Source organism: Sanguibacter antarcticus (assembly GCF_002564005.1).
Classification (GTDB): domain Bacteria; phylum Actinomycetota; class Actinomycetes; order Actinomycetales; family Cellulomonadaceae; genus Sanguibacter; species Sanguibacter antarcticus.
Window position 1 is genome coordinate 1,851,646 of the sequence record NZ_PDJG01000001.1, and the last position, 12,580, is coordinate 1,864,225.

Here is a 12,580-nt window from a genome sequence, read left to right on the forward strand (position 1 = left end):
CGAAACAACCATAGCAAACGACCGCGTGTGACGACATCCCCGGAGAGCTGCATGACCTCCACGCACGAGCCCGCGCCGACGACCGGCTCCGGGTCCCCCATGAACAGCGTCGACAAGGCCCTCCTCGCTCTGCAGGACCTGAGCCGCGCCGGCCGTGCAGGCCTGTCGTTGAGCACTCTCGCCACCCATCTCGGACTCAACAAGACGTCGTTGCACCGCACCCTCGCAGCCCTGCGCCACCGCGGGTTCGTCGACCAGGACCCGGAGACCGGGAACTACGTCCTCGGCGCCGCAGCGGCCGCCCTGTCGTCGGCCTTCTTCGCCGACGAGAACCTTCCCGGGCTCCTGCACACCGCCGTCGTCGCACTGAGCCGCGAAGCCGACGAGCTCGTCCACCTCGGGGTGCTCTCGGGCGCAGAGATGCTCTACGTCGACAAGGTCGAGCCTGCACGGTCGCTGCGTGTGTGGTCGGCCGTCGGCCGTCGGCAGCCCGCCGCGACCACCGCGCTCGGACGCGCGGTCCTCTCCCACCGCGACCTCGACCGCGTCTCGGTCGACCTCTACGCCGGGACCCAGATGCCGACCGAACGGCTCCTCGACGTCCTCGCCACAGCACGGACCCACGGGTATGCGACAGAGGACCAGGAGAACGAGCAGGGCATCAGCTGCCTGGCAGTCCCCCTCCTGCGCGACGGCGTCCCCGTCGCCGCGATGAGCATCACCGCACCGTCGGAGAGGATGACGCCCGCACGGCACCGCGAGCTCGTCGCGGCGTTCGCGCACGCTGTGCCGGCCCACCTCCCCGCAGGGATCTACCTGCCCGACGCGATCGTGGCAGGCCGCGACGCGCCCAGCCCGTGAAACGTCGCCGTTGGCCATAGGGTGTCATCAGCACCAGACGCCAGACTCGCTCCCAGGGGCGAGCAAGAGAAAGCAGGACGTCATGACGGTTCTCGTCGCATACAACGAGTCACCCCAAGGGGAAGCCGCCTTCGCTGCAGCCGTCGACGAAGCGGCCCGCCGCCGCACGTCCCTGACGGTGCTCGTCCTCACGCCCCAGCCTGACGACGCCCCGATCCCCTCGCACCTCGTGCACCTGCTCCAGACGGTCGCTGGCCCGGACGACACGGTCAAGGTGGCGTTCCGCAGCGACCGCATCGACGTCGCCGACGCGATCCTCGACCACGCAGAGAAGGTCGACGCTCAGATCATCGTCATGGGATCGCGCAAGCGCACGCCGGTCGGCAAGTTCCTCCTCGGCAGCACCACCCAGCGTGTCCTGCTCGACGCGGCCGTCCCCGTCCTCGTCATCCGGGCCACCCGCTAGCGCGCTTCACCTGCCCCGGCCGGCACCTCTGCCGGGGCGAGCTCGAGACGGTACCCGCGCTTGACCACCGTCCGGATGAGCCCACGGTCGCCCATCGCGTCACGCAACCGTGCGATCGCGACGTCTGCGGCGTGCGGGTCCTGCGACGCACCGGGCAGCGCACGGAGCACCTCGGACCGCGGGACGACCCCACCGTTCGCGTCCACGAGCGCCCGCATCACCTCGACGCCGCCGCGCCCCAGGGGCATGACCTTCTCGTCGAGCACCACGGTCGTCGCACGGACCTGGAGGTCGCCGGCGATCGTGCGCAGCGCTTTCTCCCCCTCCGCCGTGTAGTGCGCGATCATGACCCGGACCAGCGACCCGAGCCGCCCACGATCGGGGACGAGCGGCACGATCCCTGCGTCGAGGAGCGGCTTCGCCGTGATCGGTCCCACGGCCACGGCGAGGAGGGACCCCGCCTGCGTGCGGGCCCGGATCGCGTCGACAGAGCCCTCGTCCCGGGCGACCTCGAGCCATGCAGCCGCGCCGGGCGCCGAGGTGAAGACGAACGCGTCGATGTCACCGTCGGCCGTCGCCCGGACCGACGCCGCCAGCGCCTGCGGGTCCGGCGGCGGCCCCCAGCGGTACACCACGAGGCTCTGCACCCGCGCACCGGCCTCCCGGAACCTCTGGTCGAGCCCGTCGGAGCCTGCACCATGGTGCTGGATAGCGACGTCCAGCCCGTCGACGCCTTCGTCGAGCAGGTACTCGGCGACCTCTGCGGACGTCTCCGACTCAGCCACCCAGTCCGCCTGGAGGCCCGCCTGCTGGACCGCACCGCGCGCCTTCGGACCACGCGCGACGATCCGCGCCCGAGACAGCACCTCGTGCAGCTCCGCCGCGAGGCCGACCGCGTCTGCCGCGTCGATCCACCCGCGGAAGCCGATACCGGTCGTCGCGACGACCACGTCCGGCGGGTGCGCGATGACGGCACGCGTGTCGGCGACGAGCTGGGCGTCGTCGTGGTTGGGCACCATGCTCAGCGCTGGCGCGAACTGGGGGACCGCGCCGCGCCGCGAGAGCGCGGCGCCCAGCTCTCCGGAGCGGCGGTCTGCCGTGATGAGGACCGCACAACCGGCCATGGGCTGGCCTACAGGAGCGTTCATCGGCTCACTTTCGTCGAGGCTGCAGTCGGGACGGCGAAGAGCGATGTCAGGGATCGGGACCCTGCCGCTGGTCTCAGCGTACAAATCGGAGGTTACGAACCGACGGGTCGAGTGTTTCGGCGATACGTCGTCATCCTCACACGGTGGTGCACCTCTCTGTGACGAGTCTGCCGTACCCCGGTCGCACGTCGGTGGCAGACACGCACCCCTGTAGCATCGAAGGCGTGAGTACCGTGGCTCTCGGCATGCCGACCTCGCGGTCGCAGCCGACCGGGCCCTCGAGCCCGCAGAGCGACGCTGACAGCCGGAACCAACCGGGTCAGCGTCCGATGACCGATGCGCTCGTCGATCGCTTCGGCCGGGTCGCCCGAGACCTGCGCATCTCGATCACCGAGAAGTGCTCGTTGCGCTGCACCTACTGCATGCCGGCCGAAGGACTGCCGATGATCGCCCGCAGCGCGCTCCTCACCCCCGAGGAGATCGCCCGTCTCGTCCGGGTCGCCGTCCACCGCCTCGGCATCGAAGAGATCCGCTTCACGGGCGGCGAGCCCCTCGTGCGCCACGACCTCGTCGAGATCATCCGGCTGGCCCACGAGGCCGCCCCCGGCGTCCCGCTCTCGATGACGACGAACGCCATCGGCCTCGACAAGCGGGTCGCCAGCCTCGTCGCCGCCGGCCTCACCCGGGTCAACATCTCGCTCGACACCGTCGACCGCCAGCACTTCGCCGAGCTCACCCGACGAGACCGTCTCCCGACCGTCCTCGCCGGCATCGCCGCCGCGCACGACGCGGGCCTGACGCCGCTGAAGATCAACGCCGTCCTCATGCCGGAGACGCTCGCAGGCGCGACCGACCTCCTCGCGTGGGCGATCGAGCACGACTGCAGGCTGCGCTTCATCGAGCAGATGCCGCTCGATGCGGACCATCTCTGGACGCGCGAGTCGCTCGTCACGGCGGACGACCTCCTGGCTGTGCTCTCCGAACGCTTCACGCTCGCTGCCGTGGGCCGCGACGACCCGTCCGCGCCCGCCGAGGAGTGGTCGGTCGACGGCGGGCCCGCGACCGTGGGCATCATCGCCTCCGTCACACGGTCGTTCTGCGGGGACTGCGACCGCACACGCCTCACGGCCGAAGGCACCCTGCGCTCGTGCTTGTTCTCGTCCGAGGAGACCGACCTGCGCACGCTGCTGCGCGAGGGCGCGACCGACGACGACCTCGTGCACGCCTGGCAGTCGACGATGTGGGCCAAGCCGTTCGCGCACGGGCTCGACGCACCAGCAGGGACGCGGCCGACCACGGCTCTCGCCACGACCGAGGACTTCGCCCCGTCGAGCCGGAGCATGGGAGCGATCGGTGGCTGAGACGACGAGCCGGCTGGTGACCGTGCGGTACTACGCAGCAGCAGCCGACGCCGCCGGGCTGCAGGAGGAAGAGGTGCCGCTGCCCGCTGCCGCGACCGTCGGCGACCTGAAGGCGTTCCTCGTCGAGACGTACGGTGACGCGATGGCTCGCGTGCTCGCGTCCGCGTCGTTCCTCGCAGACGCGCGGATCAGCCGGGACGACTCCCGCGTGCTCGGGCTCACCGTGGACGTCCTGCCGCCGTTCGCCGGCGGATGATCCACCTGCTCGATCCGCACGAGCGGACGAGCGGCTAGAGCCCGACCCACTCGGAGACGCCGTCGGTGAAGTGCTGCCGCTTCCAGATCGGCACCTCCACCTTGATGCGGTCGACGAGCGCCGAGCAGGCGGCGAACGCTTCGGCACGATGACCGCTCGACACGGCTGCCACGAGCGCGACGTCCCCGATCCTCAGCTCCCCCACACGGTGGACGGCCGCGACCCGCAGACCTGTCTCGCGTGCGACGTCCGCGCAGCAGCGAGCGAGAAACTCCTGCGCCTGCGGGTGCGCCTCGTAGTCGAGGCCTGTGACGGCCCGCTCCGAGTCGTTGTCCCGGACGACGCCGCGGAACGTGACGACGGCCCCGCACTCCGCAGCCTCGACAGACGCCTCGATCGTTTCGACGGCGGACGCGTCGAGCACGTCTCCCGTGACCGACGCGACGGTCACCGCACTAGTGCTCATGACGGGAGTCTCCCCCGACCTGGTCGAGCACGTGCTCGAGGACGTCGCCGAGCACGTCGAGCCCGTCCCGCACTCCCCCGGGCGAGCCTGGGAGGTTGACCACGAGGGTGCTGCCCGCGAGGCCGACGAGCGCGCGGCTCAGCCCAGCCGTCCGGGTCGTCGTCATCCCGCGACGCCGGATCTCTTCCGCGATCCCGGGCAGCTCACGGGTGAGCAGCGCGCGGGTCGCCTCCGGCGTCTCGTCAGAGGGCGAGACGCCTGTGCCGCCGGTCGTGATGATGACGCGAGGCTCACCGGCCGCCGCAGCCCTGAGCGCTGCGGCGACAGCCGCGTCCGCCACGACGAGCGGGCCCGAGACCTCGAACCCCCGCCGGGTCAGCCACTCGGCGATCACCGGTCCCGTCGTGTCGGTCCGCTCGCCGCGGACACCGGTGGTGGAGGCGACGATGACGGTCGCGCGCCCCTGCGAGGCCGGAGCCTCAGACGCCCCCGGCGCCTCAGGGGTGCCCGGGGCCTCAGGGGTGCCCGGGGCCTCGGGCGCAGCCGTGCCGACAGCAGGCGCGACGTCCTGAGACTCGTGGCCCGCAGGCTCGTCCGGGCGGCGCCAGTCGCCGCTCTTGCCGCCCGTCTTCGTGAGCAGCCTGATGTCACCGAGGACCGCAGCGGGATCGACAGCCTTGATCATGTCGTGCAACGTCAGCCCGGCGACGGCGACGGCAGTCAGCGCTTCCATCTCGACGCCGGTCGGTGCCGTGGTCTTCGCAGCCGCCTCGATGCGGATCGAGGATCCTTCGAGCTCGAACGAGACGCTCACGCCCGAGAGCGGGATCTGGTGGCACAGCGGGATGAGCTCCCACGTGTGCTTCGCCGCCGAGATCCCGGCGATGCGCGCGGTGGGCAGGACGTCAGCCTTCGGCAGGCCCTCGGCCCGCACCATGGCGACGACCTCTGGGGTGGTGCGCAGGCGACCTTCGGCCACAGCCCGGCGCGCGGTGGAGGTCTTGCCGCTCACGTCCACCATCCGGGCCCGGCCGTCTGCGTCGACATGGGACAGCTCGTTCATGCGTCATCACTCATCCCCCAACCCTATCCGTCACGGACGGGGTAGGAGACGGGACCTCTACGACCCTCCCGGCCTCGAGCCGGACCGTGCGACCAGCGAGGACCTGGGCGTCCTGCGGGTCGTGCGTCACGACGAGCGTCGTGGTTCCGGCCTCGCGCAGGTGGACGGCGAGCTCGAGCCGAACTCGTGCACGGACGTCGACGTCCAGCGCGGACAACGGCTCGTCGAGCAGGAGGAGGTCTGGTTCCGTCACGAGAGCGCGCGCGAGCGCGACGCGCTGCGCCTGCCCGCCCGACAGCGCGCCCGGGCGTCGGTCGGCAAGATCCGCGATCCCGAGCCGCGCGAGCCACTCCGCAGCCGCCCGCCGCGCGTCGGCCACCGACCGCCCGGCTGCTCGGGGACCGAACGCGACGTTGTCCAGGACGCTGCGATGGCCGAAGAGCCGGTAGTCCTGGAAGACCATCCCCACGCGGCGCCGAGCTGCCGGCACCCAGGTGTCGGACGCGGCGTCGTCGAGCACCCGGTCACCGAGGACGATCCGTCCGGCGTCGACAGGGTCGAGGCCCGCGAGCGCCCTCAGCAGAGACGACTTGCCCGCGCCGTTCGGACCGACGACCGCGACGATCTCGCCGGCCTCGACCTGGAGCGCAGCACGGAGGTGGAAGGCGCCCCGGACCACGTGGACGTCGGCGTGCAGCGCAGACCCGTGAGCAGGTTTCACCGGACGACCCCCTGGAGCCACCGGTCGCGGAGCAGCACGAGCACGAGAACGGCCACGGTGAGGAGCACGAGGCTCAGGGCGACCGCCGTGTCCGGGTCGGACTGCAGCGCCAGGTAGACGGCGAGCGGCATCGTCTGGGTGGAGCCGGGAAGGTTGCCGGCGAAGGTGATGGTCGCACCGAACTCGCCGAGCGCTCGGGCCCAGCAGAGCACGGCGCCGGCGAGCAGCGCGGGCGCGAGCGTCGGGAGGGTCACGTGGAGGAAGATGTGCAGCCGCGAGGCGCCGAGGGTGGCTGCGGCCTCGGCGAGAGAGTCGTCGACCGTCGCGAGCGCACCGTCGAGAGCGAGGACGAAGAACGGCATGGCGACGAAGGTCTGTGCGAGCACGACTGCGACCGTCGTGAACGGGATGCTCAGCCCGAACCACAGCTCGAGGTACTGCCCAGCGACACCGGTGCGGCCGTACGCGAGGAGGAGCGCGACCCCTCCGACGACGGGCGGCAGGACGACCGGGACGGTGACGAGCGTGCGCAGGAGCCTGCGCCCCGGGAGGTGTGCCCGCGCGAGGACGAGCGCCAGCGGCACGCCGAGCACGATGGCGACGGTGGTCGCTGCCGTCGCGGTGCCGAGCGAGAGGAGCAGCGCCGACCGCGTCAGCGGGTCGGTGAGGATGCCCGCGAGCGCGGCCCACGGAGCACGCACGACGAGGGCTGCGAGCGGCAGGACGAGAAAGGCCATCCCGAGGGCGGCCGGTATCCACAGGACGACGGGAAACCGTCCTTGGACGCGCGCGCGGGCCGCCCGACGGCTGCTGCGGCGTGCTGGCGTGACGGGATGCGGGCTCTCGTCGGTGGTCGTGGCGGTCACGGCACGCCGAAGCCGGCGTCCATGAGGATGCCTCTGCCGACAGGACCGAGGACCAGGTCGACGAAGTCGGCCGCCGACGGGGAGGCGTCGGCGAGCGCGACGATCGGATAGGAGACGGGAACCTGGAGATCGTCGGGCACGATGACCTCGGTGACGTCGCCGTCGGCCGACCGGATGTCGGTGGTGTAGACGACGCCTGCGTCGACCTCGCCGAGGCGCACCTTCGTGAGGACGGCGCGGACGTCCGGCTCGAGCGTCACCGGCTGGACGTCGAGCCCTGCGCGCTCGAGCATCTGTGCTGCTGCAGCACCGCACGGGACGTCGATCTGGCAGAGGGCCACGTCGACGTCGCTGCGCGCGAGGTCGGCCATGGTCGTCACTGCCGGTGCAGATGCCGACGCCGACGCCGTCGCCGGGACGGCGATGGCGAGCGCGTTGGTCGCGAAGGTCTGAGGGTCGTGCGCACCACCGGCGTCCGTGACGACCGCCATCGTCGCGGGGCTCGCGGACGCGAAGACGTCTGCCGGCGCCCCCGCGAGGACCTGCTGCGCGAGCTCCGAGCTGCCGGCGAAGCTCAGACGGACCTCGACACCGGGGTGAGCCTCCTCGAACGCGTCGCCGATGAGCGTGAAGGGCTCTGTCAGCGATGCCGCGGCAAGGATCGTGAGCGTCTCGGTCGGAGCGTCCGGCATGCACGCAGCGAGGAGCAGCCCAGCGAGGACGAGGCCTCCGACGGCCGGTGCACTACGCCCGCGCACCGGGCACCTCGATCACGACGTCGGTGGCCTTGACGGACGCGACCGCCCGCACCCCGGGCTCGAGCCCGAGCTCGTCTGCTGCCTCCCTGCTGATGAGCGAGACGACCCGGTGCGGTCCGGCCTGGATCTCGACCTGCGCCATGACCGTGTCGCGCACGACACGGGTGACGAGCCCGGCGAAGGAGTTTCGCGCAGACCGTGAGCCGGTGCTGCCGCCTGCTGGTGCGACAGCCGAGCGCGCGACCTCTTGAGCGAGGCGCGCGAGGTCTGCGCCGGCGACGACCGTGCGTCCGTCGGTCTTGACCGCATCGATCCGTCCGGCCTCGATCCACCGACGCATCGTGTCGTCGCTCACGCCCAGAAGCTCGCTCGCCTCGCGGACCCGATAGGTGTGCACAGTCATCAGACGAGCGTAGCCGATGCCGCACCTGCGGCGGAGAACCTCGTGTTCTGCCGTCTTCGCGGGACGTCAGAGAGGATCGCCTCGCAGGTGCGGATACAGCTCGCCCAGCCGTCTTGACCGTCAGCGAGCGGCGGCGCTCCGCGCGATCCCCCGGAGCACGCTCATGTCGGCATCCCGGAAGACGGCGTCAGCGTCGGCGAACGTCTTCAGGCTCTGGACCACCCAGACCTGCGCCAGCCCGTCGACGAGTCCTTCCACGACATCGATGTGCGGCGCCCCGAACCCCGGAACGCCGTCGACGAGGACCGCGACCTCGTCGGGCGCGCGCAACGTCGCACTGTCCCCCGGACCCATGATCGTGCGCACCGCCTCGACGACCGCATCAACACCCGCGTCGACACCTTCACCGACGGTGGCGCCACCCTCCGTGAGCTCCCCCGACGACGCACCGCCGCCGGAAGGAACCACCCGCAGCAGCACGAGAGAACAGTCGTAGCCCTCCATGCGCCCGGCGCGTTCCACAGCCGCCGCCAGCCGGTCCATGAACACATCCCGGTGGACGAGCCCAGGCCGCGCGTCGCGCACCGCGAACCGGCGCATCGCCTGCTCCTCGCGCCTCGTCTCCGAGAGATCCGTCATCGCACCGACGATCCGGGCAGGGCAGCCCGCCTTGTTGAGGACGGTCACCCCACGGCACAGGACCCAGCGATAAGCACCGCTCGCCGTGCGGATCCGCTGCTCGAGCATGAGCGGCTGCTCGACACCGGCCAGCTGCGCCGCGATCGCCATCGACAGCTCGTCCCGGTCATCAGGGTGCACCCGGTCCGTCCACTCGTCCAACGACGTCCCGACCTCGTTCTCCGCATACCCGAGAACGCTCTTCCACCGAGGCGAGTAGTAGACCGAGCCAGACAGCACGTCCCAGTCCCACATCCCGTCAGACAGCGCCGCCGAGGCCAGCGCATAGCGCTCCTCGCTCGCCCGGACCGCGGTCGCGAGCTCCCGCTCCCGCTCGGCAGAGATCTGCAGCGCGGTGCGCTGCTCCCGCAGCGACGCGAGCGTCTGCTCCTGGTCGAGCGCGATCGCGAGCATCGCCGCCCAGTGGTTGTACTTGTCGCGCGCGCTCGTCGAACGCGTATCGACCGGGCCACCGATCGTCAGATAGCCCCAGTCGCTCGCCGCGAACGTCACCGGGATGACGAACGTGAGGTCAGGACGCGTCGCACCCGCCGATCGGGTGAGCGCCGGAGGCGGGAACGCACGCGCGGGCAGACGCATCCCGACGAGCCGGCTCCCCGTCGAACCGACGTCACGCGTCCCGACGATCTCCAGCTCGCGCTCTCCGTCCGCGGTCCGGCGCCCCGTCCACAGCGCGAGCGACGCAGACCCGCGGTGCGCGTTCGGCAACCAGCTGAGGGTCCGCGGGCTCGCCCCGTCAGGCCGCATGAGCGCAAGATCGACCTCGTACTGGTTGACGAGCGTCCGCTCAAGGTGCCCCGAGCGAGCGAGCAGCCCGCGCGAGCACCCCTTCGTCAGTGCGACCGTCACCCCCGACGCAGCGCTGCGCAACGCGGCCGAGTGCGACGGCGAACCCGGCGGCAGGCCGAGCGCAGCCTCGGACTCGACAGCACGGACCGCGACAAGGATCTGCTCGAGAGCCTCCGGATGAGGGTGCAACGCCGTCGTCATGTCGGCCAACCGACCCAGAGCGGCCCCTGCGGGGACAGCAGCACGCTGCGCTGCGACGACAAGACTCTCCACGACGCACCGCACCCACATGCTGATGTCCGGCTGCGCACAGTCTCCGCCACGGGCACCGAAGAAGACCGCGCACGCCAGCTCGTTCAGCTGCGCAGCAGCCGATCCGCCACCCTCACGAGACACCCCGTCGACCAAGAGCCCCGCACGCGTCGAGTCGACGCACCCGCACGACTCCCTCGTCACGAGCGTCGTCTCCGACAGGTGTGCGCCCGGGCCCACGTCGTCCGAGACGAGCTGCGCCAGGAGCAGCCCCGCAGCGAGCTCCCCGACCCGGTCGTGGTGCGGGTCGATGCTCGAGAGCCGAGGCCGAGACCGAGCGCCTCCCTCAGCGTGGTCGAACCCGATGACAGCATGATCGGTCGGCAGAGCGATCCCCTCCGCCCGGAGGACAGCCATGAAGCCGAGAGCGTTGCGGTCCGTCGCCGCGACCGTCGCCGTGGTCGGCATCCCCCGGGCGAGCAGCTCGGTCGCCGCGGCAGACCCGCTCGCCTCCTGGTTGTCTGCAGTCGTGACGACCCACTCGTCCTGCGGCTCGATCCCGTTCGCGGCGAGCGTGCTGCGGTATGCCTCGTAGCGCTCGCGGATGTCGAGCTGCTGAGGGTTGCCCACGAACCCGATCCGGCTGTGACCGTGGTCGAGGAGGTGCTCGACCGCAGCGCGGATCCCGCCCCTGTTGTCAGGGGTGACGATCGGAGCCCGGAGCCCGGCCTCCTGCTCGCTGATCACGACGAGCGGCTTGTCCGACCTGTCGAGCACGCGCAAGGTGTCACGGTCGACCGCCGACGTGATGACGATGACGCCGTCCACCGCATCGAGCCCGACGCACGAGTCGTAGTCCGACTGCTCCGGAAACTTCTCGCGGTCGAGGTCTGCCGCATAGGTCTGGATCGCGACGACCTGGTGCCCACCGGCCCGGATCGCCCGACCGATGCCCGAGAGCACCTTGCCGAAGTAGAAGCCACCGACGACCGGCGAGAGCACTCCCACGGTAAAAGGTCCTTGACTCGACCCGCGTCCGCTGCTGACGGTCACTGCGCGTTCATCCGACGTACGTCCTTGTAGGTCCCCATGCCATCGTCAACAACCTGCCCCCTCTGGCGGAAAGACGCCGCCCCGCGCACGCGCCACGTCGAGCATGCTTTGATCTCGTGATGAGCGAGACATCCCCCGAATTTACGCATTCCCCCAGCAAACGTCCAACGATCTCCGATGTGGCCCGCGCTGCAGGCGTCTCGATCGCCGTCGTGTCCTACGCGCTCAACGGTCGGCCGGGCGTCTCCGCTGCGACGCGCGACCGTGTCCTGAGGATCGCGGACGAGCACGGCTGGCGGCCGAACGCGGCGGCCCGCTCGCTGCGCACGAGCGCCCAGGCGGTAGGGCTCGCGCTCGTCCGGGGCGACACCGCCACCACGCACCCGGCAGCCTTCATGGCGCTGCTCGGCGGGATCCAGGACCGGCTCGCGAGCCGAGGCCTCGCTCTGGTGCTCCAGGCGGTCGACGACCACGAGACCGCGGCGCACCTCTACCGCTCGTGGTGGGCAGAGCGTCGGTTCGACGCCCTGCTCGTCACTGACGTGCGCGTCAACGACCCACGTGTCGAGGCGCTGCGCTCGGCACGGATCCCGAGCCTCGTCGTCGGCCATCCTGGCGCGGCGCGAGGGCTCGCGTCCGTGCACGTCGACGAGGAGGAGGCCTACGGGCGGGTCGGCCGGTTCCTCGCAGGCCAGGGGCACCGACGGGTGGGCGTCGTCACGGGACCGGCCGACCTGGACATGTCGATCCGCAGAACTGCTGCGCTGCGCGCTGCGCTCGAGCAGGAGGGTGCCGCGGCGGTCGTCGTGACGACCGGGGCGAGCCAGGAGGAGGGGGCGTCCGCAACCCGTCAGCTCCTCGTGGACGCCGACCCGGTCTCCGCGATCATGTTCGACACGGACCTCAGCGCGACGACGGCGCTCGACGTGGCACGCCGGCTGCGCCGCGAGGTCCCGTGGGACCTGTCGGTCGTGGCAGGCACCGACTCGGCGTCGTGCCGTCTGGCGACACCGTCGGTGACCACTCTCCCCTCCCCTGTCGCGGAGCTCGGCGAGGCGGCCGCCCAAGGGCTGCTCGACATGCTGGACGGAGAGCGCGGCATCGAGCGAGTCGTCTCGGTGGGACCGCTCACGGTCCGGGGTACGACAGCCCCGTGGGGACGGTGACGATTTCGGGATGAATGCCATAGCACAGGAACTTATGTCACGATTTGGTAACGGCGCAATACCTAAACGTTTCACGGCGTATCACCAGGATGTGCCACCTGTCACGTTGATCCTGTTGCAGCAGCTCCGCTGCGACCCGACCCCCACAGCGCGTCCGGGGTGCTCGGCACCCGTTCGACCACCCGGAGGAACCGTGTCTCAAGTCCCGAAGAGGCTGCGCACTGGCGCGTCAGCCGTCGCCGTGGGAGCGCT

Annotated in this window: 13 protein-coding genes; 5 read left to right on the top strand and 8 right to left on the bottom strand. The window is 71.1% G+C overall.

The annotated features are described in order from the left end of the window. Positions 1-51 precede the first annotated feature (51 nt). Together ATL42_RS08435 and ATL42_RS08440 are read left to right on the top strand one after the other, a co-directional pair. Complete coding sequence (locus ATL42_RS08435) at positions 52-861, top strand: IclR family transcriptional regulator (RefSeq protein WP_098454966.1); 810 nt, start codon at positions 52-54, stop codon at positions 859-861. Positions 862-943: 82 nt separating this feature from the next. Next, positions 944-1,327: a universal stress protein gene (locus ATL42_RS08440; protein ID WP_098454967.1), complete on the top strand. Its 384-nt coding sequence runs from the start codon at positions 944-946 to the stop codon at positions 1,325-1,327. On the opposite strand, the gene ATL42_RS08445 is transcribed toward ATL42_RS08440, so the two are convergent. Next, positions 1,324-2,475, bottom strand: a complete 1,152-nt coding sequence (locus ATL42_RS08445) for a uroporphyrinogen-III synthase (RefSeq protein ID WP_098454968.1) — start codon at positions 2,473-2,475, stop codon at positions 1,324-1,326. The genes ATL42_RS08440 and ATL42_RS08445 overlap by 4 nt on opposite strands. Positions 2,476-2,699: 224 nt before the next feature. Between ATL42_RS08445 and moaA the strand changes: the two genes are divergently transcribed. Continuing rightward, positions 2,700-3,836, top strand: coding sequence for a GTP 3',8-cyclase MoaA (gene moaA, locus ATL42_RS08450; RefSeq protein WP_211281791.1), 1,137 nt, complete (start codon positions 2,700-2,702; stop codon positions 3,834-3,836). Continuing rightward, positions 3,829-4,092 (top strand): MoaD/ThiS family protein, encoded by a 264-nt coding sequence (locus tag ATL42_RS08455; RefSeq protein ID WP_098454969.1) that lies wholly within the window; start codon positions 3,829-3,831, stop codon positions 4,090-4,092. The genes moaA and ATL42_RS08455 overlap by 8 nt, the downstream gene beginning before the upstream one ends. A gap of 34 nt (positions 4,093-4,126) precedes the next feature. On the opposite strand, the gene ATL42_RS08460 is transcribed toward ATL42_RS08455, so the two are convergent. The 7 genes from ATL42_RS08460 to ATL42_RS08490 all read right to left on the bottom strand — a co-directional run bounded on the left by ATL42_RS08460 (position 4,127) and on the right by ATL42_RS08490 (position 11,117). After that, entirely contained in the window at positions 4,127-4,558 is a 432-nt protein-coding gene (locus tag ATL42_RS08460; RefSeq protein WP_098454970.1) for a molybdenum cofactor biosynthesis protein MoaE, read from the bottom strand. Continuing rightward, on the bottom strand, positions 4,548-5,621 hold the full coding sequence (moaCB, locus tag ATL42_RS08465; RefSeq protein WP_098454971.1) for a bifunctional molybdenum cofactor biosynthesis protein MoaC/MoaB: 1,074 nt from the start codon (positions 5,619-5,621) through the stop codon (positions 4,548-4,550). Before moaCB ends, ATL42_RS08460 begins: the two co-directional genes overlap by 11 nt. A gap of 10 nt (positions 5,622-5,631) precedes the next feature. Further along, the gene (locus tag ATL42_RS08470) at positions 5,632-6,342 is read right to left on the bottom strand and encodes an ABC transporter ATP-binding protein (protein WP_245862320.1); all 711 of its coding nucleotides are present in this window, start codon (positions 6,340-6,342) and stop codon (positions 5,632-5,634) included. Continuing rightward, the gene (locus ATL42_RS08475; protein WP_245862323.1) at positions 6,339-7,208 is read right to left on the bottom strand and encodes an ABC transporter permease; all 870 of its coding nucleotides are present in this window, start codon (positions 7,206-7,208) and stop codon (positions 6,339-6,341) included. The genes ATL42_RS08470 and ATL42_RS08475 overlap by 4 nt, the downstream gene beginning before the upstream one ends. Then, entirely contained in the window at positions 7,205-7,966 is a 762-nt protein-coding gene (modA, locus tag ATL42_RS08480) for a molybdate ABC transporter substrate-binding protein (protein WP_245862325.1), read from the bottom strand. The genes ATL42_RS08475 and modA overlap by 4 nt, the downstream gene beginning before the upstream one ends. Then, complete coding sequence (locus ATL42_RS08485) at positions 7,953-8,369, bottom strand: TOBE domain-containing protein (protein WP_425443195.1); 417 nt, start codon at positions 8,367-8,369, stop codon at positions 7,953-7,955. Before ATL42_RS08485 ends, modA begins: the two co-directional genes overlap by 14 nt. A 120-nt stretch (positions 8,370-8,489) precedes the next feature. Beyond that, positions 8,490-11,117, bottom strand: coding sequence for a substrate-binding domain-containing protein (locus ATL42_RS08490; protein WP_245862327.1), 2,628 nt, complete (start codon positions 11,115-11,117; stop codon positions 8,490-8,492). Positions 11,118-11,341: 224 nt separating this feature from the next. On the opposite strand from ATL42_RS08490, the gene ATL42_RS08495 reads away from it, so the two are divergent. Beyond that, on the top strand, positions 11,342-12,328 hold the full coding sequence (locus tag ATL42_RS08495) for a LacI family DNA-binding transcriptional regulator (RefSeq protein WP_245862329.1): 987 nt from the start codon (positions 11,342-11,344) through the stop codon (positions 12,326-12,328). The last annotated feature ends 252 nt before the right edge of the window (positions 12,329-12,580 follow it).